The 20,953-nt window shown below is 66.8% G+C and carries 21 protein-coding genes; 11 read left to right on the plus strand and 10 right to left on the minus strand.

Annotation, left to right across the window (positions count from 1 at the left end; all coding sequences use genetic code 11):
• Positions 1-12: 12 nt before the first annotated feature.
• Positions 13-1,047, minus strand: coding sequence for a rod shape-determining protein (locus HMPREF3115_RS22785; RefSeq protein ID WP_006406139.1), 1,035 nt, complete (start codon positions 1,045-1,047; stop codon positions 13-15).
• Positions 1,048-1,303: 256 nt separating this feature from the next.
• Between HMPREF3115_RS22785 and HMPREF3115_RS22790 the strand changes: the two genes are divergently transcribed.
• Positions 1,304-3,712 (plus strand): patatin-like phospholipase family protein, encoded by a 2,409-nt coding sequence (locus HMPREF3115_RS22790; protein ID WP_070556191.1) that lies wholly within the window; start codon positions 1,304-1,306, stop codon positions 3,710-3,712.
• 13 nt (positions 3,713-3,725) lie between these two features.
• Here HMPREF3115_RS22790 and HMPREF3115_RS22795 read toward each other — a convergent pair whose 3' ends face one another.
• Together HMPREF3115_RS22795 and HMPREF3115_RS22800 are read right to left on the minus strand one after the other, a co-directional pair.
• Positions 3,726-4,856: an ATP-binding protein gene (locus tag HMPREF3115_RS22795; RefSeq protein ID WP_006406137.1), complete on the minus strand. Its 1,131-nt coding sequence runs from the start codon at positions 4,854-4,856 to the stop codon at positions 3,726-3,728.
• 70 nt (positions 4,857-4,926) lie between these two features.
• Positions 4,927-5,634, minus strand: coding sequence for a response regulator (locus HMPREF3115_RS22800; RefSeq protein WP_006396502.1), 708 nt, complete (start codon positions 5,632-5,634; stop codon positions 4,927-4,929).
• On the opposite strand from HMPREF3115_RS22800, the gene HMPREF3115_RS22805 reads away from it, so the two are divergent.
• Both HMPREF3115_RS22805 and HMPREF3115_RS22810 read left to right on the plus strand, forming a co-directional pair.
• On the plus strand, positions 5,633-5,857 hold the full coding sequence (locus HMPREF3115_RS22805) for a hypothetical protein (protein ID WP_035489042.1): 225 nt from the start codon (positions 5,633-5,635) through the stop codon (positions 5,855-5,857). The two genes, HMPREF3115_RS22800 and HMPREF3115_RS22805, sit on opposite strands and share 2 nt — an antisense overlap.
• Positions 5,858-5,861: 4 nt before the next feature.
• The gene (locus HMPREF3115_RS22810) at positions 5,862-6,776 is read left to right on the plus strand and encodes a glutaminase (protein WP_053298296.1); all 915 of its coding nucleotides are present in this window, start codon (positions 5,862-5,864) and stop codon (positions 6,774-6,776) included.
• 267 nt (positions 6,777-7,043) lie between these two features.
• Here the strand turns inward: HMPREF3115_RS22810 and HMPREF3115_RS22815 are convergent, their stop codons facing one another.
• On the minus strand, positions 7,044-8,000 hold the full coding sequence (locus HMPREF3115_RS22815) for a LysR family transcriptional regulator (protein WP_006406134.1): 957 nt from the start codon (positions 7,998-8,000) through the stop codon (positions 7,044-7,046).
• A gap of 158 nt (positions 8,001-8,158) precedes the next feature.
• Between HMPREF3115_RS22815 and HMPREF3115_RS22820 the strand changes: the two genes are divergently transcribed.
• The 4 genes from HMPREF3115_RS22820 to HMPREF3115_RS22835 all read left to right on the plus strand — a co-directional run bounded on the left by HMPREF3115_RS22820 (position 8,159) and on the right by HMPREF3115_RS22835 (position 10,717).
• On the plus strand, positions 8,159-8,719 hold the full coding sequence (locus HMPREF3115_RS22820; RefSeq protein WP_006485396.1) for a flavodoxin family protein: 561 nt from the start codon (positions 8,159-8,161) through the stop codon (positions 8,717-8,719).
• Entirely contained in the window at positions 8,716-9,015 is a 300-nt protein-coding gene (locus HMPREF3115_RS22825; protein ID WP_006498287.1) for a hypothetical protein, read from the plus strand. The genes HMPREF3115_RS22820 and HMPREF3115_RS22825 overlap by 4 nt, the downstream gene beginning before the upstream one ends.
• A gap of 133 nt (positions 9,016-9,148) precedes the next feature.
• Positions 9,149-10,174: an aldo/keto reductase gene (locus tag HMPREF3115_RS22830; RefSeq protein ID WP_006406131.1), complete on the plus strand. Its 1,026-nt coding sequence runs from the start codon at positions 9,149-9,151 to the stop codon at positions 10,172-10,174.
• Between the two features lie 99 nt (positions 10,175-10,273).
• Positions 10,274-10,717 (plus strand): putative quinol monooxygenase, encoded by a 444-nt coding sequence (locus HMPREF3115_RS22835; protein WP_223852633.1) that lies wholly within the window; start codon positions 10,274-10,276, stop codon positions 10,715-10,717.
• A gap of 173 nt (positions 10,718-10,890) precedes the next feature.
• On the opposite strand, the gene HMPREF3115_RS31185 is transcribed toward HMPREF3115_RS22835, so the two are convergent.
• Positions 10,891-11,268, minus strand: coding sequence for a hypothetical protein (locus HMPREF3115_RS31185; protein ID WP_141751717.1), 378 nt, complete (start codon positions 11,266-11,268; stop codon positions 10,891-10,893).
• A 37-nt stretch (positions 11,269-11,305) separates the two neighbouring features.
• On the opposite strand from HMPREF3115_RS31185, the gene HMPREF3115_RS22840 reads away from it, so the two are divergent.
• Positions 11,306-11,926, plus strand: coding sequence for a cysteine hydrolase family protein (locus tag HMPREF3115_RS22840; RefSeq protein WP_070556193.1), 621 nt, complete (start codon positions 11,306-11,308; stop codon positions 11,924-11,926).
• Positions 11,927-11,936: 10 nt separating this feature from the next.
• Here HMPREF3115_RS22840 and HMPREF3115_RS22845 read toward each other — a convergent pair whose 3' ends face one another.
• Complete coding sequence (locus HMPREF3115_RS22845) at positions 11,937-13,340, minus strand: HdeD family acid-resistance protein (protein ID WP_070556195.1); 1,404 nt, start codon at positions 13,338-13,340, stop codon at positions 11,937-11,939.
• Between the two features lie 511 nt (positions 13,341-13,851).
• Here HMPREF3115_RS22845 and HMPREF3115_RS22850 point away from each other — a divergent pair.
• On the plus strand, positions 13,852-14,409 hold the full coding sequence (locus HMPREF3115_RS22850; RefSeq protein WP_070556197.1) for a helix-turn-helix domain-containing protein: 558 nt from the start codon (positions 13,852-13,854) through the stop codon (positions 14,407-14,409).
• A 134-nt stretch (positions 14,410-14,543) separates the two neighbouring features.
• A complete protein-coding gene (locus HMPREF3115_RS22855; protein ID WP_070556199.1) occupies positions 14,544-15,122 on the plus strand; it encodes an HD domain-containing protein in 579 nt (192 codons plus the stop codon).
• A gap of 100 nt (positions 15,123-15,222) precedes the next feature.
• Here the strand turns inward: HMPREF3115_RS22855 and HMPREF3115_RS22860 are convergent, their stop codons facing one another.
• Positions 15,223-16,761, minus strand: coding sequence for an MFS transporter (locus HMPREF3115_RS22860; protein ID WP_059939899.1), 1,539 nt, complete (start codon positions 16,759-16,761; stop codon positions 15,223-15,225).
• A 178-nt stretch (positions 16,762-16,939) separates the two neighbouring features.
• Here HMPREF3115_RS22860 and HMPREF3115_RS22865 point away from each other — a divergent pair, with 178 nt between their 5' ends.
• Positions 16,940-17,860 carry a LysR family transcriptional regulator gene (locus HMPREF3115_RS22865; protein ID WP_006406123.1) on the plus strand — a complete coding sequence of 307 codons (921 nt, stop codon included), beginning with the start codon at positions 16,940-16,942 and terminating at the stop codon, positions 17,858-17,860.
• A 46-nt stretch (positions 17,861-17,906) separates the two neighbouring features.
• On the opposite strand, the gene HMPREF3115_RS22870 is transcribed toward HMPREF3115_RS22865, so the two are convergent.
• Genes HMPREF3115_RS22870 through mmsB form a run of 3 tightly spaced genes read right to left on the minus strand, consistent with a single transcriptional unit; the run spans position 17,907 to position 20,733 of the window.
• Entirely contained in the window at positions 17,907-19,046 is a 1,140-nt protein-coding gene (locus tag HMPREF3115_RS22870; RefSeq protein WP_070556201.1) for an enoyl-CoA hydratase/isomerase family protein, read from the minus strand.
• Positions 19,043-19,834 (minus strand): enoyl-CoA hydratase, encoded by a 792-nt coding sequence (locus HMPREF3115_RS22875; protein ID WP_035947285.1) that lies wholly within the window; start codon positions 19,832-19,834, stop codon positions 19,043-19,045. The genes HMPREF3115_RS22870 and HMPREF3115_RS22875 overlap by 4 nt, the downstream gene beginning before the upstream one ends.
• Positions 19,834-20,733: a 3-hydroxyisobutyrate dehydrogenase gene (gene mmsB, locus HMPREF3115_RS22880; RefSeq protein ID WP_012216540.1), complete on the minus strand. Its 900-nt coding sequence runs from the start codon at positions 20,731-20,733 to the stop codon at positions 19,834-19,836. The genes HMPREF3115_RS22875 and mmsB overlap by 1 nt, the downstream gene beginning before the upstream one ends.
• Positions 20,734-20,953 lie beyond the last annotated feature (220 nt).

Consider the following 20,953-nt stretch of genomic DNA (forward strand, 5'->3'; position numbering starts at 1 on the left):
CGCGTGCGGCCGTCAGCCGAGCGCGCGCACCGCGAGCCGCCCTCTCGCCTCGCCCGCGCCGCGCACGGCGCAGGTAGCGGGATCCTCGGCGATGCGCGCGTCCAGCCCCGTCTCGTCGCGCAGCAACCGCTCGAGATCGGCCAGCAGCGCGCCGCCGCCCGTCAGCACGATGCCGCGATGCGCGATGTCGGTCACGAGTTCGGCCGGCGCGTTCTCGAGCACCGACTTCACCGTGCCGATCACCTGCTTGAGCGGCGCCGCGAGTGCGTCCGCGACGTCGTGGTTCGACAGCTCGATCGCGCGCGGGAGGCCGTCCTCGACGCCGCGGCCGACCGCCGGCGCGGTCCGGCGCGGCACCGCGCGCGTCGCGGAGCCGATGGTCTTCTTCACGTGTTCGGCCGTCTGCTCGCCGAGCAGCACGCCGTGCAGACTGCGCACGTGGTTGACGATCGCTTCGTCGAACTGGTCGCCGCCGACGCGGATCGCCTCCCGATAGACGATCCCGCCGAGCGAGATCACCGCGACTTCGGTCGTGCCGCCGCCGATGTCGACGACCATCGAGCCGACCGGCTCGGTGACCGGCAGCCCCGCGCCGAGCGCCGCCGCGAGCGCCTCGTCGATCAGCGCGACTTCCGACACGCCGGCCGCGAACGCCGCCTCGCGCAGCGCGCGGCGCTCGACCGCCGTCGCATCGGACGGCACGCAGAGCGTCACCTCGATGCGGCGGCCGAACCGCGAGCGCGTGTCCGACATGTCGATGAACCGGCGAATCATCTGCCCGGCCGCGTGCGCATCGGCGATCACGCCGTGCTGCATCGGCCGCACGGCCTCGATATGCGCCGGTTCGCGGCCGAGCAGCGCTTTCGCGAGCTCGCCGACCGCCGCGAGCGTCGAGCGCGACGCGGCGCCGCCCGCCTTGCGGAAGCAGACGACCGACGGCTGATTCAGCACGACGCCGCGATCGTGCGTATAGATTCGCGTGCTCGCCGTTCCCGGATCGATCGCAACGGGTTGCGCAAACAACTTTCCGAACAGCGGTGTCGACATATCGAGCCTTTGTAGACGAAGGGAGCGCGCGGCCGGCCCGCACGCGGCCGCTTCCCGGCATTAGCGGCAATTCGTTCCGATACTTTAGGCAATTCTGATGATTTTTTCGCGACGAAATGACCGGAAACGCGCGGCCGCGCGCGTGCGACACCCGGCCGCCCCTCGCGCCGGGCGCGCAAAACACGTTAATCTCTCGGTCTTGCCTGCTCCCGGCAGGCCTCCGACGCCCGTTCCCGTCAGGTATTTCACAATGACAATGACAGCGACCGCCTCTTTCCGCCGGCCGGGGGTGCGCCACCTCTGCACGATGCTCGTCGCACTCTGGTGCGCTACGGCCGCCGCGCAGCCGCTGCCCGCCGCGGGCACCGCCGCGACCGTTTCGGTTTCCGGTTCCGCGCCCGCTTCCACTTCGGCCACTTCGGCCACTTCCACCGCTTCCACCGCTTCCGGGCCGACCGGCGGCGCGGCGTCGCACGTCTGCGTCGCCGACGGCGGCCCGAGCGGCCGCCCGTCGATCGGCCTCGCGCTATCCGGCGGCGGCGCGCGCGGCTATGCCCATCTCGGGGTCCTGAAGGTGCTCGAGGACAACCGGATTCCAATCGACTGCATCGCCGGCACGAGCATGGGGGCGGTCGTCGGCGGGCTGTATGCGAGCGGGATGCCGGCGGAGGACATGCAGAAACGGCTGTCGCAGATCGATCTCGCGGACATCGCGTTCGACGTGACCGAGCGTGCGGACCTGCCGCAAAGCCGGCGCGAGGACGAACGCTATTACATCAACGGGCTCACGCTCGGCTTCGGCGCCAAAGGCGTGAAGGCGCCGGCCGGCCTCGTGCAGGGCAACCGGCTGCAGGCGCTGCTCGCGGACTGGACCGCCTCGGTGCCGACCAACCAGCCGTTCGACCGGCTGCCGATCCCGTATCGTGCGGTCGCGACCGACCTGCAGACCGGCCAGATGGTCGTGCTCGACCACGGTTCGCTGCCGCTCGCGATCCGCGCGAGCATGGCGATGCCGGGCCTGTTCGCGCCGGCCGAGATCAACGGGCGCGCGCTCGTCGACGGCGGGCTCGTCAGCAACCTGCCCGTCGACACCGCGCGGCGCATGGGCGCGGACGTCGTGATCGCCGTCGACATCGGCTCGCCGCTGCGTCCGCTCGATGCGCTCGCCTCGCCTGCGGACGTGATGCAGCAGATGGTCGGTATCCTGATCCGGCAGAACGTGACGTCGCAGCGCAAGCAACTGCACGCGGAGGACGTGCTGCTCACGCCCGATCTCGGCACGATCGCATTCACCGATTTCCAGAGCGCGAACCAGGCGATCGCCGCCGGGGCGGCCGCCGCCACCGCCGCGCTGCCGCGCCTGAAGCGATTCGCGCTGACGCCCGAGCAGTACGCGGCGTACAAGACCGCGCACGCGCAGCCGCTGCCGCCGCCGATCCGGATCACGAGCATCGACATCCGCACGAACGGCGGCGTGCCGAAACGCGTCGTCAACGATGCGCTGCACGTGCGGCCCGGCGATCTCTACGATCCGCAGGCCGTCAGCAAGGATCTGCTCGCGCTGACGACGAGCGGCAACTTCGAAAGCGTCACGCAGCAGGTGATCAGCGAAGGCGACGAGAACCGGCTCGTGATCGATGCGCGGGAGAAGTACTGGGGGCCGAACTTCCTGCTGTTCGGGCTCGGGATGTCGAGCAGCTCGACCGACGAGGGCGGATTCCGGCTGCACCTGGGCTATCGGCGGCCGTGGCTGACCGAATCGGGCCTCGAATTCCGCGCCGACACGACGCTCGGCAGCGATCGCCAGTCGGCGCGCGTCGAACTGCGCCAGCCGCTGTCCGCGAGCACCGGCCTGTACGTCGCGCCGTACGCCGAGTACCAGCGCCGCTTCGCAAACGTGTATCTCGACGACATCAAGCTCACGCAGTATCGGCTGCAGACCGAGCGTGCGGGCATCGACTTCGGGATACCGATCCGCCGGCTCGGCGATTTCCGGATCGGCCTCGCGTACGCGCACGGCCATGCGTCGCCGGACTACAACGTGCCCGCGGACTTCGGCCCGAACGGCGAACCGACCGCGTTCCTGTTCGACGGCACGAACGGCCGCCAGCTCAGCGCGCGGGCGCGGCTGCTGATCGATCAGCTCGACGATCCGCAATTCCCGCGCAAAGGCTATTTCGGCGAACTGCGCGTCGAGCGCTCGTTCGTGTCGAGCGAAGCGCAGCAGTACACGGAAGTGTTCGGCAAGGCGATGGTCGCGCAGCAGTTCGGGCGGCACAGCGTGAACGCGAGCATCGAAGCGGGCAAGAGCTTCGGCGGCGTCAGCCCGGTCAACCTGCTCGACTTCACGCTCGGCGGCTTCCAGCATCTCGCCGCGTATGCGGCCGATCAGCTGAACGGCAACGCGCTCGTGTACGGGCAGGTCACGTACATGAACCAGCTGATGACGTTCAACGCGTCGCCGGTCAAGGCGCTGTTCGTCGGCGCGAGCGCGGAACTCGGCAACGTGTGGTCGCTCGACAGCCCGGTCAGTGCGGGGCCGCTGAAGCAGAGCTATTCGTTCTTCACGAGCCTGACGACGTCGTTCGGGCCGCTCTACGTCGGTGTCGCGCTTGCGCCGGGCGGCCGCCACAACCTGTACTTCCAGCTCGGCCGAACCTACTGACGACGGCGCGCGCCTAGATCGGCCAGCTGATCTCGAACCGCGCGCCGCCGAGCTCGAGCGGATCGACGACGGCGATCCGCCCGTTGTGCGCGTGCAGGACCTGCCGCGAGATGGCGAGCCCGAGCCCGTAGCCGCCCGTACGGCGGTCGAGCCGCACGAACGCGTCGAAGATCCGCTCGCGTTCGTGCTCCGGCACGCCGGGGCCGTCGTCCTCGACGAACACGACGATATTGCCGTGATGGAGCGCGATCCCGACGACGATCCGCGACGCCGCGTACTTGCTCGCATTGCGCAGCAGATTGCGCATCGCGTACGACATCAGCCGCCGGTCCATCTTCACGCGCAGATCGGACGCGATCGCGATCCGCGATTCGATCGTCCGCTCCGGATACAGCAGCTGCGCATCGCTCACCTGATGCTCGAACCACGCGACCAGCGCCGTCATCTCGAGATTCGACTGCAGCGAACTGTATTCGAGGCGCGCATACGTGAGGCTCATGTCGATCAGCTCGTCGAGCTCGGTCACGTCCTGCGCAATGCTGTCGAGTGCGCTGCGGTATTCGGCTTCCGAGCCCGGCTCGCGCAGCATCTCGAGCGCGAAGCGCACGCGCGCGAGCGGCGTGCGCAGTTCGTGCGAGATGCCGTTCGTCAGATCGCGCTGCGCGGCGATCAGGCGCTCCATCCGCATCGCGAGCGCATTCAGCGTGCGTGCGAGCGGACCGATGATCACGCTGCGCGATTCGCGCGCGCGCGTATTGAAACGGCCGCCGGTAAAGTCGATCGCGCGCTCGCGCACCATCACGAGATCCGACCAGACCGGCCGCATCCATCGGTACGCGGCGAGCGCCGGCGCGACGAAGACGAACGCGAGCACGATCCAGATGTCGCCCGGCAGCGCATCGAACGAATGCCACACGACTTCCGGCGACAGCACGATGCACAACGCGAGCGCCGGCACGAGCGCGGTCAGCAGCACGAGGCCGAGCAGATGCAGATAGGTCCGCAGGTAGAGGCGCGACCAGCTCGGGATGCGGTCCGAGCGCGTGTCGGTCCACGCGCGGCGGAAATGCAGCCAGCGCCATTTGACGTAGCGCAGCGGCGACAGCCGCGGCGCGTTCGGGTGCGAGCGAGGCGTACGGATCATCGCGGCGCCCCGCTGCCGCTACCGCGTGCGACGGCCGCGCGCCGATGCGGTTTGACGAGCGCGCGCAAGCTCATTCCCATGCGTGCTTGCTGAACTGGTAGCCCTTGCTGCGGATCGTCTTGATCCGCTGCGGGTTGCTCGCGTCGTCGCGCAGCTTGCGACGCAGCTTCGAGATGCGGCCGTCGATCGTCCGGTCGAGCCCGTCGAATTCGACGCCGCGCAGCTGCAGCATCAGGTCGTCGCGGCTGACGACTTCGCCCGCACGGCAGACCAGCACCCACAGCAGGTCGAATTCCGCCGAGGTCAGATCGGGCGTGCTGCCGTCGGGCAGCACGACGCTGCGGTCGGTGCGGTCGATCGAAAACTTGCCGAACGTGTAGCGCTCCGGCTGCGGCGCGCCTTCCGCGACGCGCGCGGGCGCGCGCCGCAATTGCGCCTTGATCCGCGCGAGCAGGATGCGCGGCTCGACCGGCTTGTGCACGTAATCGTCGGCGCCGATCTCGAGGCCGAGCAGCTCGTCGAACGGCTCGTCGCGCGCCGTCACCATGATGATGACGCCGTCGTAGTGCTGCCGCGCGTCGCGGCAGATCTCGAAGCCGTCCTTGCCGGGCAGGTTCACGTCGAGAATGACGAGATCCGGACGCGTGGACAGGATCGCCGGCACCGCGGCATCGCCGTGCAGCACAGTGTCGACTTCATAGTCGTTCTTGCGCAGATAGCCGGCGATCAGCGTGGACAGGCGGACGTCGTCTTCGACGAGCAGGATGCGGAAAGACATGGCTAACGGTGAATTCGTACGGGGAAACCGCGGCGGTGCGGACGGCGCCCGCTGCCGGCCCGCGGCCGAAACGTACCGCATGATACTGCGCTTGCGGACCGCCGGTGACGCGATCGGCAAAATCGGGGACAGGCGGCGCGACGCGGGCCTGCTTGACGAATCGACGCCGAAACGGTTCCATACGGGCTCGCCGGAATCCGGGCGGCGCGCCGCCCTTGCCTGATCTGATGAACTACCAACCGATTCTCGAACGCATCCATACCGAACTCGCCCCCTGGATCGGCCAGGGCCGCGTGGCCGACTACATTCCGGAACTCGCGAAAGTGCCCGCCGACAAGTTCGGGATGGCGGTCGTCACGCTCGACGGCAACGTCTGCACGGTCGGCGACGCGCAGGAGCGCTTCTCGATCCAGAGCATCTCGAAGCTGTTCGCGTGCACGCTCGCGTTCCAGCTGCTCGGCGACGCGCTGTGGGAACGCGTCGGCCGCGAACCGTCCGGCACCGCGTTCAACTCGCTCGTGCAGCTCGAAAGCGAGCGTGGGAAGCCGCGCAATCCGTTCATCAACGCGGGCGCGCTGGTGGTCACCGACGTGCTGTGCCGCCGCTTCGTGAAGGCGGAGACGGCGCTCGTCGAATTCGTGCGGCGGCTGATCGGCGCGAACGATATCGACTACGATTCGCGCGTCGCGCTGTCGGAATTGCAGCACGCGGAGCGCAATCGTGCGATGGCGCATTTCATGGCGAGCTTCGGCAACATGCAGATGCCGCCCGAAACGGTCGTCGAAGCGTACTGCCGGCAGTGTGCGATTACGATGAACTGCGTCGAACTCGCGCGCGCCGCGTTGTTTCTGGCGAACGGCGGTGTGGCGCCTGCGACCGGCGAGCGGATCGTCGATCCGAGTTCGGCGAAACGGCTGTCGGCGCTGATGCTCACGTGCGGCACGTACGATGCGGCCGGCGATTTCGTCTATCGCGTCGGGCTGCCGGCGAAGAGCGGCGTCGGCGGCGGGATCGTCGCGGTGCTGCCCGGCGAGATGGCGGTCTGCGTGTGGGCGCCGGGGCTCGATGCGAACGGGAATTCGTTGGCGGGGACGTTGGCGTTGGAGTGGTTGACGACGTATTCGGGGCGGTCGATCTTTTGAAGCATCGAAGTCAAGCATGCCTCATGTGGCGCGACGGCGGCAGATTCCTGTCGGCGCGCGCCAGAGCGCTCAATGGGGAATTCTGCCATCGGCAGCAATCGACCCGGAGCCGCCCTTCACCGCATCGGACGTGCCCCGTCGGTTTGTAGATCTTCAGCGGTCGCTCGATGAATACTTCCGGTCGTCGCGATGCTGCACACGCAGTTTCCACGCGGAACCACACGTTTAATAATGCAAGCCGAGGTCACACTGAACGATGGCTGGCTGCTACACGCTATAGATATCCAAGGCATCCGTAGGCACATGCAATTTGCTATCCGCCGTTAGCGCTTCCAGCAGATGTTTCACGGTGACTTGCACTCGTGGCGCGACAAGCGCCCGGTGTGGATACTGCATCACCATCTCATAGCTTCCGGGATGGTGAAACCTGTGGAGAATGACCTTCAGCGCACCGGAACGCAACCGATCCCACGCAAGATGCACCCCGACCTCCGCGATGCCAACGCTATCGCACGCCGCCTGCACCAGCGATTCCGGTGCGGATAGTGTCAGCATTGCCTTGCCGGAGGGGTCGATCGTCGTGATGCTTTTGTCGTCGCCCGTGAAGTTCCATGGCGCGACCTGGCCGCTCAGGAATCGCCGTGCAATGAGCCGGTGCGCGTGCAATGCATCCGGCGTTTCGGGCACGCCATGGTTCGCCAGATAGTCGGGAGACGCTACCAGTACCGTATTCAAGCGACAAATGGGGCGAGTCACGAGCGCGGAATCCGGGATGTTGCCGCCTCTCACCGCAATGTCGTAGCCGTCCCGGACAATATCGATGACCCGATCGTCGAAATCGACCTCGACCGACAGCGCCGGGTAGCGAGCGAGCAGCGCGGGCAGCGCCGGAAGCACGTGGTTATGCCCGAAGGCGGCACTCGTCGAAATCCGCACGCGCCCGGCCGGCTCGGCCCGCCGGGCGGAAACCGTATCGATCGCGGCATCCAGTGTTTCAAGTGCGATGCGCGCGTGGCGCAAAAAAGCCTCCCCTTCCTCGGTGAGTTTGAGTGTGCGGGTCGTCCGGTTCATCAGCCGCACACCCAATGCCTTTTCGAGGCCCGCCACGTTCTTGCTCACGGCAGCCGACGTCACGCCCAATTGTCGGGCCGCTGCCGCAAAACTTCCCGCATCCACAGCCTGGACGAGAGAAATGATGGCTCGAACACGCTGCGAAGAATCCACATTTCCTCCATGACCGACATCGCGCCGATCTGTCGTCGCGCAGCCGGATTCTAAACTTGCAGTTGAGGGTGGTTCAACCCTGCCAGAACTTCTCGTAATGAATAACGCTGGTGACAATGGTGGACATCGCCCCTCCTTCCGAAGCTTGCGAGTCTTCAATGCTCATCACGATCCTCTATGACAGTGGCTATGGCCACACCGCGAAACAGGCCCAAGCCGTTGCAGACGGCGTTCGTCGCGTGCCGGGTGCCGAAGCGCAGTTGATCGCCGTTGCAGATGGCGATACGCCCTGGGAAAAACTCGCCGCGAGCGACGCGATCATCTTCGGTTCGCCGACCTACAACGGCACCGTCAGCGCGAGGCTCAAAAAGGTGATGGAGGACTCGACGCGGCCCGCGTGGATCCCGCAGTCGTGGCGGAACAAGATTGCCGCAGGCTTCACGAATTCGGGCGCCATGCACGGCGACAAGCTGAATTCCCTCGTCACGATGGCGCTGTTTGCCGCCCAGCACGGGATGATCTGGGTCGGCCTCGATATTTTCCCGGGCAAGTCGCCGCAGGAGAAGAATCGTGTCGGCGGATGGCTAGGCGCGATGGCGCAATCGGATGATGCATCACCGGACATCACCCCCATCGAGAGCGATATCGATACCGCTGCGTATCTGGGCGAGCGCGTCGCTCACGTGACCAGCCAGTTCATGTCAGGAGCCGCACGATGAAATTGCTTTGTCTCGACGTCCCGCTGCCGGGGGCCAGCCCGGACGCCTATCAGCCCCATCTTCTCGAAGAAGTGCGCCATGCGTGGCATCTGTATAAAACGGGCTTCGTGCGGGAAATCTCGTTCCGTCAGGACCGCCCGGGCGTCGCCATCATTGCCGAAAGCGATTCGGTCGATGCCGCGAGACAGGCGCTCGCCGAGTTTCCGCTGGCCAAGGTCGGCCTGATCGACTGGGAGATCATTCCGCTCGGCCCGTTCGTCGGCTGGGAGTCCCTTTTCGCGTCGCGCGACGCTTGACTGCTTCGGCAGCGTCTATCGCGGTGTCGGTCCGTGGTTGTCGTGTAGCGGTGACACCGGACAGATCGTCAACCACGGGCCTGCCGCAGGCTGCCTATCGGCGTGATGTGAACATAGATCTTCGAAGGTGAACATGGAATATGTCAATCTGGGCCGAACGGGCCTGAAAGTATCTCGTCTTTGCCTGGGATGCATGAGCTACGGGGAGCCCGCCCGCCTGCCCCAGCCTTGGTCCCTCGATGAAGCGGCCTCCCGCCCGTTTTTTCGGCAAGCGCTCGAGGCGGGCATCAACTTCTTCGACACTGCCAATATCTATTCGGGCGGAAGCTCCGAGGAGATCACGGGCCGAGCGCTCAACGACATGGCCCGGCGCGAAGAGGTCGTTGTCGCCACCAAGGCGTTCTTTCCGTGGCGCAATTCACCCAATACCGGGTTTCTCTCGCGGAAAGCGCTGCTTCAGTCGATCGACGACAGTCTGACCCGCCTCGGCATGGACTACGTCGACCTCTACCAGATCCACCGTTTCGACCACGGCACGCCTGTGGAGGAAACGATGGAGGCGCTGCACGACATAGTGAAGTCAGGCAAAGCCCGCTACATCGGCGCATCGTCGATGGAGGCATGGCGCTTCGCGAAAATGCAGCACGTCGCGGAACGCAACGGCTGGACACGCTTCATCTCCATGCAACCGCAGTACAACCTGCTCTATCGGGAGGAGGAACGCGAAATGTTGCCTCTTTGCGCCGACCAGGGCGTCGGGGTCATTCCGTGGAGCCCGATGGCGCGCGGCAGGCTGACGCGCGACTGGAGCGAAACCACGCGCCGCACGCAGAACGATGCCTTTGCGCTGCAAATGTATCGGAACGCTGAAATCCAGGACCGGAAGGTGGTTGACGTCGTCGCGCGTATCGCCGAGGCGCACCATGTGCCGCGCGCGCACGTCGCACTGGCGTGGCTGTTGACCAAGCCGGCGATCACCGCGCCGATCATCGGGGCAACGAAGCCCGAGCATCTGGCAACCGCCATCGCCGCGCTCGACTTCTCGCTGACGCAGGACGAAATCGCCGCGCTCGAAGCGCCGTATGTCCCCCATCCGGTGGATGGCATCGTGCCACCGCTTCCGGAACATCCGCCGACGATTTCAGTGCCGCGGAACTGAATGTCGCGAGCGGCGGTACGTTCGATGGCGGTAGCTTGCGAACTCGCCGCCGCCGTTGAACGTACCGCCGCTGGACGAATATCGAATGCGAAAATAGATATGAAGGACCCGTTCATCGAGCGCCGACGCCTTATCCTCTTCGCGCTCGTTGTGATGTGTTGGGTACTCCCGTTGGGGCAACACGGTAACGTCCATGCGCAGGAGCCAAAAATGTTAGTCCGTATCTCCGAAATCGAGATATTCAATCAGCATCTCGAAGCATATCGGCGCATCTTGAACGAGGAGGCTGAGGCGTCGATGCGCGTCGAGCCGGGGGTAGTGTGCATTTTTCCGATGGCTCAAAAGGATAGCCCGACGCACATCAAGATTGTGGAAATTTATGCGAGCCACGATGCGTACGACGCACATATCCAGTCGCCGCATTTCAAGAAGTACAAGCGTTCGACGCTGGACATGGTGAAGTCCCTGCGACTGGTTGACATGGACGGACTGGATGCTGACGCAATGCCGCTCATCTTCAGGAAATTGAGGGGTCGGTCGTAACAAACACCGGCCAGATGGGAAGAATGGATCGCCATGAAAACGTGCGTGTCCGTTGTCGGAACTCGACCTGCCTACCGGATGGCTTGTTGCTGTTGTTGGTCCACGACCGCTTTTGGCCGAACTCGGTCGCCGAAGGCAGCACGGCACTCGCCCGTCCGTCGGTACCGATGGAATCACGTTGCGAGTTGATATATTCGTAGCGCAAGGACGTTGGCGTTGGAGTGGTTGACGACGTATCCGGGGCGGTCGATTTTTTGATGCGGTGGGCGGGTGCGCGTCAGCGCGAAGACGAGTCCGCAGACAATCGGATTCTTTCTCATCACGGCGTTTACGGTCGCTTCCGACTGTTTCTTTAACAGCACGCGGAAAAATGAGTGCGTAGACCGAATCGCGCTGCAAAGCCCACCACGGCGGCCGGCAACGCCCCCCCTGATCGAGGATGAGGGAATCGGCACGTGTCGAGTACCCGGCGCGACGCTGGACGATTTATATTCCCGTAGTCCGCCGCCGCTCACGCGCGGCCGACTGCGCGAGTTTTCGAAGTGCTCCATCTCCCGACACGCCTGAACGACGACCGGACCATCGCATATGACCCTGCACCGCGCACCCGCCGCCCGATTCGCCGCTCCTTCCGACGACAGCACGCCCGCCGCCCTCACCCCCGCACGCACCGCGCTGCTCGTCATGCATTACCAGACCGACATCCTCGGGCTGTTCCCGTCCGTCGCGCCCATGCTGCTCGCGAATACGCGCGCGCTCTGCGACGCCGCGCGTGCGAAAGGCGTCCGCGTCTATTTCGCGAATCTGGACTTCAGCCCCGGCTATCCGGAAGTCAGTCCGCTGAACAAGAACGGTCGGGGCATCAAGCGACTCGGGTTGTTCGTCGGCGACCGCACGTCGCCGGAACTCGGGCCGCGCGACGACGAACCGGTGATCGGCGCGCAGCGCGCGAGCGTCTTTTTCGGCACCGATCTCGAAGCACGACTTGTCGCGCGAAACATCGACACGCTGATCATGGTCGGCATTGCGTCGACCGGCGTCGTGCTGTCCTCGGTCGCGTATGCGAGCGACGCGGACTTCCGGCTGTACACGGTCAAGGACTGCTGCTACGACCCGGACCCCGTCGTCCACGAACATCTGTTCGCGACCGCATTCGAATCGCGCACGAACGTGCTGTCGTTGCGGGATGCATTGACGCTGCTCGCATAGCCGCGGCTGCTCACTTCACCGAAGCCGTACGCGACCCGCCACCCGCGAGCGCCTCGCTGTCCTGCTCGCGCCACCCGCGGCGCAGCGCGATGATCGCCGTCACGGCCGAGCGCGCGACCTTCCACCATGCGAACGGCCGCGGATCGGCGAGCACGCTGAGCGCACGCGCGTAGTCGAGCGTGAGGCCCGGCGTCCACGCCATCGTCACCGCGCGTTTGCGGATTTGTGCGGCAACCCACAGCTCGGGCGTCAGCAGCAAGCGCACGAATGCGCCCCAGCCGGCGCGCGCGCCCTTCAGCCGCCACACCGCGCCGTCGAGCGCCGCTTCGAGCGCGTTCGACACGCTGCTCGAGCAGTTCCGGTGCGTCAGGTTGTACGTCGTGTTCTGCCGATACGTCGACCAGAACGCCGCGAGTTTTGCCGGATCGTAGTTGCGGATGCGCACGCGCACGGTCGACGGACACCACGCTTTCGACTCGGTCGCATAGTCGGGCTGGAACAGCCCCGGCACGTCGTTCTCGCGCGTGGCGCGCAGGATGCGCGTGAACTCGTCCGGCGAGCGGTCGATTTCGACTGCGGGATACAGGCTGATGTAGATGCCCTCCGGCGATTCGAGCGCGGCGTGCCCGGTCGAGATCACGCCGTTGACGTCGACCGCCGCGATGTAGCGGTCGATCACCGGATAGCGATGCGCCTCCGCCTTCGACGAACCGGTCGGCGTCCACACATGCACGGTCAGCGCGCGCTCGTCGTCGGCAGGCGGGCCGTCCCATTCGGTCTGCGTGAACGACGGCACCGCGCGCGTGTCGTCGAGATCGGGGGCGACCGACGGCGCGGGCGACGTCGCGAACGCCGGATTGCGCGTCAGCCGCCGCACGCGCGCGGCGAGGCTCAGCAGGTGCATGCCGCCGAACATCAGCAGCAGCCCGAGACAGTACGGAACGGTACCGACGTAGTGCGTCGGGTACGGCTGATAGAAGAAGACAGCAAGCAGGATCTCGACGGCCCCCCATGCGAACGCGACATGCCAGCGCCGGTAGCGCACCATCCACGCGGCCGTGCATTGCAGCAGCCCGTCGACGAGAAACAGCGTGCCGAAGATCATCGACAGCAGGAAGTGCCCATGGTGATGCCCGGCGAACACGAGCGTCGCGGCCGTCACGGCCGCAATGCCCTTCACGTAGCGCAGGATGCGCTGTCCGCCGACGCCGCTGCCCGCAACGGCGAGCGTCGCGAGCCCTTCGATCAGGAACAGCCACGCGAAGAATTCGATCGGAAAGTGCAATGCGCCATCGAGCGCGTCGACGAAGATGCCGACGCCGGCGACCACCCATAGCCAGCCCAGCACCGTCAGCCCGCGCCAGCGCGTACGCAGATACTCGATGCCCAGCAGTAGCAAGACCAGTCGTACCATCGTGCCCTCGAATGTCCTTTTTTGAGAAACGCGGCCATCATGCGTTTCGTGTTGTGTGTCTAGCACGCACTGCGCTGCGCGTGCCGCAGCGCCGCAAGCGGTGGCTGCCTGTCGCGCGGCAGCGGCGCGTGTCGTTCTCGGCATGCATCGCACCGCGTCGAATAATAAGATATGACGCGGCGGGTTGAAAGCGTGCCGAAATGGTCGGCCCACGTGCGGCGCTTCGCACAAAGGTGCGGTCGTATTCGACGGTTCGAATGCGATCGCCCGAGAATGACGGCTCCGCGTGCATGTGACGTCCACCGGCCGCCGCACCGCGCGCACCGATAACGGCAGCCGCCCTCGATCGCACGCCAATGCGCGACGCCCGCCCTGTCGCCCTCGGCGGCAACGTGCTAGCGCCGTTTGTCCGAATCGCGATGAAATCGAAAAGCACGTCCCGTGATCTAACGCGACGCCAACGCGCACCGCGCCGCGTTGAACGCAACGACTGTACCGACGGAGCACCGACATGCCCGACTCGCCGCTTCATACGCCGCCGCTGGGCCCACAGCTGAAACGCTGGCGCCTGCTGCATCGCGTCAAGCAAAGCCATGCCGCCGAGCTGTTCGGCGTCGCGCAATCGACGATCTCGCGCTGGGAAGCCGGTGTCCAGCAGATGTCGCCCGACGAGCGCGCGACGGCCGAACGCCTGCTCGCCGCGCGCCTCGACTCCGCAGGCGACCATGCGCTCGCGCGGCTGGTCGCAGGGAGCGCGGGCCGCATGCATCTCGTCTGCGATCTGACGCACCGGCTGCTCGCATGCTCGCCGTCTCGCGCAGCCGAGTTCTCGCAGCCGCTGTCGATGCTGCTCGGCACGTCGCTGTGGCGCTATGCGACAGAAGAGATCGTCCGGATGGAAACCGCACTGGACACACTCGGCTGGCACGATTGCGCAGGACCGCCTAGCGTCGAATTCGACACCGGCACGAACGCGTCGCGCGTCGTGCCGATCCATCGCAGCCGATGCCGCTGGACGCGGATCATGCTGTCGGGCGGGGCGGCGGCACGGCTCGTCGAAACGCTGTAGCAGCCGCCGGCGGCTTGCTTGCCAGTCAAAGCGACAACCGCGTCCATCGCATCCGATGTCCACGCATATTTCATGCGTGGACATCCCGCGCGCGCGCAACGTACGCTGGACGCCCCTGCACACCAACCAGAACCATGAACCCCGACACGATCCGCGCACGGCTCGATTTCCTGCGCGAAGCCGAACGCCTGAAGGACGTGCTGCGCAGCGGCCGCACGTCGTCCGGTCGCCGCGAAAGCACCGCCGAGCACAGCTGGCGGCTGTGCCTGATGGCGCTCGTGTTCGCCGACGCACTGCCCGGCATCGACACGCTGAAGCTGCTCAAGCTGTGCGTCGTCCACGATCTCGGCGAGGCGCTGCACGGCGACATACCGGCGCCCGAGCAAGCCGCGCATCCGGACAAGAACATGCACGAACGCGACGACCTGCTCACGTTGACGGCCGCACTCGATCCCGTGCTGCGTAACGAGCTCTTCGCACTGTGGGACGAATACGACGCGGCCGCGTCGCCCGAAGCGCGCGCCGCGAAGGCGCTCGACAAGCTCGAGACGATTCTGCAGCACACGCAGGGCGCCAACCCGCCCGACTTCGACTACGCGTTCAATCTCGACTACGGCCGGCGCTATACGGATGCGGCACCGCTGTTCAGCGCGATCCGCGCGATCGTCGATGCGGACACGCAGCGCAGGATCGACGCGCAAGCACAAACGTAATCGCAAACGCAAACACAAACGCGCACGCGCCGCGCATAACCAGCATCGAAGGCCGCACACAATGCGGGCCACGCGGCAGCACATCCCACCGCTCGCGCGCTCACTCGCACACCGCCGCGCTGCGTCGCGCCGGCGCGAACGCGATGGCACTCGCCGTCGCCAGCACGGCCACGCCCACCGTGCCGTACACCATCACCCAGCCGAACCCGTGCACGAGCGCCGCATGCAGCGCCGCGCCGGTCGGGTCGGCCTGCGCGAGTGCCGGCGCAATCGCATGCAAATCTTCCGTGCGCCCCGCGGCGATTTCCTGCGCAAGCGCGCGTAGCGATGCATCGCCGATCGCCGCTGCAACACCGCCCTTCAGGCTCGCGACGATTCCCGCCACGAGCACGAAGCCCATCATCGCGATGTTCAACGCGAGCGAAATCATCCGCGCGCTCATGTCGATACCCGACGCCATCCCGGCCCGTGCGCTCGGCACCGCACCGGTCGTCGTGTTCGTGACCGGCGTGTTGGCGAGCCCGAGCCCGATGCCGGCGATCACGCAGCCGGGCAGCATCGTGAGCCAGCTTGCGTGTTCGGCCGCGCTGCCGATCCGCATCAGCGCAAACCCGGCCGCGATCGTGAAGAGGCCGCCCGGAATCACGACGCCCGGCCCGTAGCGCAACGCGAGCCGCTCGCCGAACGGCGGCGCGACGAGCGTCGGCAGCGTATAGGCGAGCAGCGCGAGGCCGGCCGTCACGCTGTCGTAACCGAGCGCGACCTGAAACCAGATCGGCAGATAGATCATGAACGGCCAGAAGCTGAAGTTCATCCCCATCGAGCCGAAGATCGCGCCGGTGAACGCACGAATGCGGAATACCGAGAAGTCGAACATCGGCCGCGCACTTCTGCGCTCCGCGACGACGAACGCGCCGGCTGCGAGCACGGTCGCACCGAGCACGCCGAGGCCGGCCGCGCTCGCGAGCCCGAGCGCCGCGCTCTGCGTGATATAGAACGCGAGGCCGAGCACCGCGAGCGACAGCGTGACGATGCCCGCGACGTCGAGCGTGCCCGCATGCGGGTCGCGCGACTCCTGCACGGTTCCGCCGATCAGCGCGAGTGCGACGGCGGCAAGCGGCGCATGCACGAGAAACACCCACGGCCAGCTCGCGACCGCGACGATCGCGCCGCCGACGATCGGCCCGAAGCCGAGGCCGATTCCGAACACGATCCCCCAGATGCCGAATGCGCGGCCGCGCTCGTGTCCTTCGCGAAACTGGTGCGACAGCACGGCAATCTGGCAGATCAGCATCGCGCCGCCGCTCGCGCCCTGCAGCAGCCGGCCTGCGACGAGCACCGGCACGTTCGGCGCAAGCCCGCACAGCAGCGACGTCGCGCCGAACAGCGCGGTGCCGATCACGTACACGCGCTTGCGGCCGAAGCGGTCAGCGAGCGTACCGGCGGCCATCAGCACGGTCGTACACGCGATCGTGTACGCGTTCATGATCCACTGCATGCCGTTGAAGTCGCCATGCAGCACATGTTCGAGCGTCGGCAGGATCACCGGCACGCTCGAGATTTCGAGGCCGAACATCAGCGATGTGAGACAGACGGCCGCCAGCGCGACCGCATTCCTGCGGGATTCGGATAGCGTCATGCGTATTGCGCGCGGCCCGTCGCCGAGTCGTGCGCCTCCAGGTCAGAAGGATTCGCCGCGTGCGCGCCGGCGCCGCACGCTGGACGGGAATCGGTACTATAGTGAGAATTTCGATCCCCATTGACGCGTCCATTTCCCCGAACTGCGGAACACCAGGACGCAATCCCGCACAAATCCCATGACGGACAAACTCGACGGCGTGACGACCTTCGTGCAGGTCGTGGAATCGGGCAGCTTCGCGCTTGCCGCGGAGCGGCTCGGCATGACGCGCTCGGCGGTCGGCAAGGCGATCGCGCGGCTCGAGAAGCGGCTCGGCGCGCGGCTACTGCAGCGCACGACGCGCAGCCAGAGCCTGACCGACGACGGCCAGGCGTACTACGACCGCTGCGTGCGCGCGCTGGCAGAACTGGAGGCGGCGGAAGCCGATCTCGACTGCGGCCGCAACGAGCCGCGCGGCAAACTGCGGCTCAGCGTGCCGCTCGCGTTCGGCCATCATTGCGTGACGCCGATCGTGCTGGATCTCGCGCGCACCTATCCGCATCTGCGGATCGACGTGTCGATCACCGATCGTTTCGTCGACCTGATCGAGGAAGGGATCGATCTCGCAGTGCGGATCGGCCCGCTCGAGGACAGCACGAGCCTCGCGGTGCGGCGGCTCGGCACGCAATACGGCAGCCTCGGCGCGGCGCCGTCGTATCTCGCGCGCTACGGGATGCCGCAGTCGCTCGACGATCTGAAAAACCATCGAACGGTCGCGTATTCGCGCTCGGGCGTCGTTCAGCCCTGGTACCTGCGTGCGCCGGACGGCTCCACGGTCTACATCGACATGCCGCACCAGCTCAGCTTCGACGACGTGCAGGCGATCGCCGCGGCCGGCGCATCGGGCTTCGGGATCGCATGGCTGCCGAGCTGGCTGCTCGATCAATACGTGAAGCGCGGCGAGATGGTGGTGGTGCTCGACCGCTGCTTCGTCTGCGAAGGCGACATTCACGCGATCTGGCCGAAAACGCGCTACCTGCCGCGCAAGACGCGCTGCGTGATCGATGCGCTGGTGGAAGCCGTGCCGCCGATGATCGAGCGCGCGCCGGCGAACGCATGACGAAGAAGAAGCCCGACGCGCGACGCGGCACGTCGGGCGCGCGCGATCACGCGGCCCCGAGATCGGCGAGCGGATGCGCGAACAGCTTCCACGGCGATGTCAGGAAATGCCGCACGCGTTCGGCACGCAGCTCGACGAGCGTCGCGGGCGCCCAGCGCGGCTTGCGATCCTTGTCGAGCAGATGCGCTCGCACGCCTTCGCAGAAGTCGCCTTCCTCGATCGCGCGCGCGACGATGCCGAGCTCCATCCGGAACGACTCCGCGAGCGTCATCTGCCGGCCCCGCAGCAGCGCTTCGCGCGTGACGGCAAGCATCGTCGGCGAATGGCCCGTCAGCGCGTCGAGCGTCGACTGCAGCCACTGACGCTGTTCGCGCGGCAGCTCGTCGCGCGCGAGGTCCTGCTTCAGCGTCGCGACGATCCGCTCGACCGGCGAACGCTTGTCGAAGTGCCGGACGATCCACGGCAGTTGCGTGTCGAGCGCCGCGTGCGGGACGACGTTGCACGGCGGCTCGAACACCTTGCGCAGCGCGGGCAGCGCATCGCCGTCCCAGTTGACGCGCTCGATGCGCGTCTCGAACGTGTCGAGCCACGACGACGGCACGCAGAGGTCGGCGAGCTTCGCGCTCAGCGCATCGGCGCCCGACAGCGTCGCACCGGTGAGGCCGACGTACAGCTCGAGTTCGACGGGCATCCGCGCGAGAAAATGCGTCGCGCCGACATCCGGCACGAGGCCGATGCGCGTTTCCGGCATCGCGATCTTGCTGCGCTCGGTCGCGACGCGCAGCGCGGCGCCCTGCGCGAGCCCCATGCCGCCGCCCATCGTCACGCCGTCCATCAGCGCGACGACCGGCTTCGGAAACGTATGGATCGCATGATCGAGCCGGTATTCGTCGACGAAGAACGGCAGCCACGTTTCACGCTGCGCGACCATGCGGTGCAGTTGCCGCACGTCGCCGCCCGCGCAGAAACCCTTGTCGCCGGCACCGCGCAGCACGACCGCGACGATCCGGTCGTCGTTACGGCAGCGTTCGAATAATGCGGCAAGCGCGCGCACCATCTCGTACGACAGCGCGTTCAGCGCGGAGGGACGATTCAGCGTGATCAACGCGACGCGGTTCACCACGCGAAACAGCACGTCCTGCGCGGGATCGGTGAAGGCATCCTGGTTCGTGGCCGGCGTGCTCATCGTGACTGCTCTCCTTCGGGTTGCCATTGCGGCGCGCGCTTGCCGAGAAACGCGGCCACGCCTTCGCGCGGATCGTTCGTCTCGAACAGATCGACGAAACGCTCGCGTTCGACCGCGAGCGCCGCGCTGCGCGGCACGCCGCGGCGCGCGAGGCCGATCAGCTCCTTGCTCGACGCGACCGCATGCGGGCTCTGCCGCGCGACGTTGCGTGCGAGCGCGAGCGCCGCGTCGCGCGACGTGCCCGTATCGACCACGTCCTCGACGAGGCCGATGCGCAGCGCGGTCGGTGCATCGACGCGCGTGCCGGCCAGGATGATCTTCTTCGCCCAGCCTTCGCCGACGAGCCAGGGCAGCGTCTGCGTGCCGAGCCCGCACGGCAGCAGCCCGACCGACGGTTCCGGCAGCGCCATCTGCGCGTGCGTCTCGGCGATCCGCAGGTCGCACGCGAGCGCGCATTCCAGCCCGCCGCCCATCGCATAGCCGTTGATCGCCGCGATCGTCACGAAGCGCGCATCGTGCAGCGCCTCGAACGCCGCGCCGAAGCGCGCGGCCATTTCGCGCGCGACCGCGCGATCGCCGTCGGCGAACGTGTTGAGATCGGCGCCGGCGCTGAAGAATTTCGGGCCGTCTCCGGTGACGACGAGTGCGCGCACGCGTGCATTCGCGTTCAGCTCGGCGACGTACGCCTGCAGTTGCCGCAGCCCGTCGGCGGTAAACGCGTTCGCGGGCGGACGCTTCAGCGTCGCGCACGCGATCGCGCCGTCGTCGACATAGTCCAGTTCGATCATCACGCGTCCTTCTTCGTTGCCGGTTGATACAGGCGGATCACCGCCGAGAAATCGAGCTGGCCGTCGCCGCGGCTGCTCATCGTCTGGTACAGCTGCTGCGCGAGCGCGCCGAGATAGACGGGCTGACGCGCCTGCTTCGCGGCATCGTTCGCGAGGCCCAGATCCTTCAGCATCAGGTCCGTGCCGAAGCCGCCCGTATAGCCGCGCGACGACGGCGCGGTCTCGATCACGCCCGGATACGGGTTGTACGTGTCGGAACTCCAGCAGCGGCCGGTCGACGTGTTGATGATGCCGGCCAGCACCTTCGGATCGATGCCGAGCGCGACGCCGAGCGCCATCGCCTCCGACACGGCTGCCATCGAGATGCCGAGCACGAGGTTGTTGCAGACTTTCGCGACCTGCCCCATGCCGGTCGCGCCGCAATGCACGATGTTCTTGCCCATGCCCGCGAGCACGGGCTTCACGCGCTCGAAATCGGCGTCGCTGCCGCCGACCATGAACGTCAGCGTGCCGGCCGCCGCGCCGCCCGTGCCGCCCGACACCGGCGCATCGACGAACGCGCCGCCGTGCTCGCGCACCAGCGCGCCGAACGCCTGCGCACTCGCCGGATCGATCGTGCTCGAATCGATCACGGTCGCGCCGGACTCGAGGCCTGCGAGCACGCCGTGCTCGCCGGTCAGCACCGAACGGACGTGCGGCGCGGCGGGCAGCATCGTGATCACGAATGCGGCGCCGCCGGCCGCGTCGCGCGGCGACGTCGCCACTTGCGCGCCGGCGTCCTGCAGCGCGCGCAGCGCATCGGCGCTCAGGTCGAACGCGCGCACGTCGTGGCCGGCCTTCAGCAGGTTCAGCGCCATCGGCGCGCCCATGTGGCCGAGGCCGATAAAACCGATCTTCATCGTTTGTCTCCCATCGTCGGGCGCCGCCGCTCGCGCCACGGCGCCCGTCCATCGTTTCGTCGCGTGTGCGCGCTCAGTGCAGCCGGATCGTCGTGTTGACGGGGCCGGCCGTCGTGTCGTCGTCGAACCAGCGTGCGGTAACGGTCTTCGTCTGCGTGTAGAACTGCACGACCTGCTTGCCGTACGGGCCGAGATCGCCGAGCTTCGAGCCGCGCGAACC

The organism is Burkholderia sp. HMSC10F09 (assembly GCF_001806955.1).
Taxonomy (GTDB): Bacteria; Pseudomonadota; Gammaproteobacteria; order Burkholderiales; family Burkholderiaceae; genus Burkholderia; species Burkholderia multivorans.

What these genes read in the sequence shown, in the direction of transcription:
- HMPREF3115_RS22785 (WP_006406139.1), bottom strand. Translation starts at nt 1,047, where the DNA reads ATGTCGACACCGCTGTTCGGAAAGTTGTTTGCGCAACCCGTTGCGATC.
- HMPREF3115_RS22790 (WP_070556191.1), top strand. Translation starts at nt 1,304, where the DNA reads ATGACAGCGACCGCCTCTTTCCGCCGGCCGGGGGTGCGCCACCTCTGC.
- HMPREF3115_RS22795 (WP_006406137.1), bottom strand. Translation starts at nt 4,856, where the DNA reads ATGATCCGTACGCCTCGCTCGCACCCGAACGCGCCGCGGCTGTCGCCG.
- HMPREF3115_RS22805 (WP_035489042.1), top strand. Translation starts at nt 5,633, where the DNA reads ATGGCTAACGGTGAATTCGTACGGGGAAACCGCGGCGGTGCGGACGGC.
- HMPREF3115_RS22800 (WP_006396502.1), bottom strand. Translation starts at nt 5,634, where the DNA reads ATGTCTTTCCGCATCCTGCTCGTCGAAGACGACGTCCGCCTGTCCACG.
- HMPREF3115_RS22810 (WP_053298296.1), top strand. Translation starts at nt 5,862, where the DNA reads ATGAACTACCAACCGATTCTCGAACGCATCCATACCGAACTCGCCCCC.
- HMPREF3115_RS22820 (WP_006485396.1), top strand. Translation starts at nt 8,159, where the DNA reads ATGCTCATCACGATCCTCTATGACAGTGGCTATGGCCACACCGCGAAA.
- HMPREF3115_RS22825 (WP_006498287.1), top strand. Translation starts at nt 8,716, where the DNA reads ATGAAATTGCTTTGTCTCGACGTCCCGCTGCCGGGGGCCAGCCCGGAC.
- HMPREF3115_RS22830 (WP_006406131.1), top strand. Translation starts at nt 9,149, where the DNA reads ATGGAATATGTCAATCTGGGCCGAACGGGCCTGAAAGTATCTCGTCTT.
- HMPREF3115_RS22835 (WP_223852633.1), top strand. Translation starts at nt 10,274, where the DNA reads ATGAAGGACCCGTTCATCGAGCGCCGACGCCTTATCCTCTTCGCGCTC.
- HMPREF3115_RS31185 (WP_141751717.1), bottom strand. Translation starts at nt 11,268, where the DNA reads ATGGAGCACTTCGAAAACTCGCGCAGTCGGCCGCGCGTGAGCGGCGGC.
- HMPREF3115_RS22840 (WP_070556193.1), top strand. Translation starts at nt 11,306, where the DNA reads ATGACCCTGCACCGCGCACCCGCCGCCCGATTCGCCGCTCCTTCCGAC.
- HMPREF3115_RS22845 (WP_070556195.1), bottom strand. Translation starts at nt 13,340, where the DNA reads ATGGTACGACTGGTCTTGCTACTGCTGGGCATCGAGTATCTGCGTACG.
- HMPREF3115_RS22850 (WP_070556197.1), top strand. Translation starts at nt 13,852, where the DNA reads ATGCCCGACTCGCCGCTTCATACGCCGCCGCTGGGCCCACAGCTGAAA.
- HMPREF3115_RS22855 (WP_070556199.1), top strand. Translation starts at nt 14,544, where the DNA reads ATGAACCCCGACACGATCCGCGCACGGCTCGATTTCCTGCGCGAAGCC.
- HMPREF3115_RS22860 (WP_059939899.1), bottom strand. Translation starts at nt 16,761, where the DNA reads ATGACGCTATCCGAATCCCGCAGGAATGCGGTCGCGCTGGCGGCCGTC.
- HMPREF3115_RS22865 (WP_006406123.1), top strand. Translation starts at nt 16,940, where the DNA reads ATGACGGACAAACTCGACGGCGTGACGACCTTCGTGCAGGTCGTGGAA.
- HMPREF3115_RS22870 (WP_070556201.1), bottom strand. Translation starts at nt 19,046, where the DNA reads ATGAGCACGCCGGCCACGAACCAGGATGCCTTCACCGATCCCGCGCAG.
- HMPREF3115_RS22875 (WP_035947285.1), bottom strand. Translation starts at nt 19,834, where the DNA reads ATGATCGAACTGGACTATGTCGACGACGGCGCGATCGCGTGCGCGACG.
- mmsB (WP_012216540.1), bottom strand. Translation starts at nt 20,733, where the DNA reads ATGAAGATCGGTTTTATCGGCCTCGGCCACATGGGCGCGCCGATGGCG.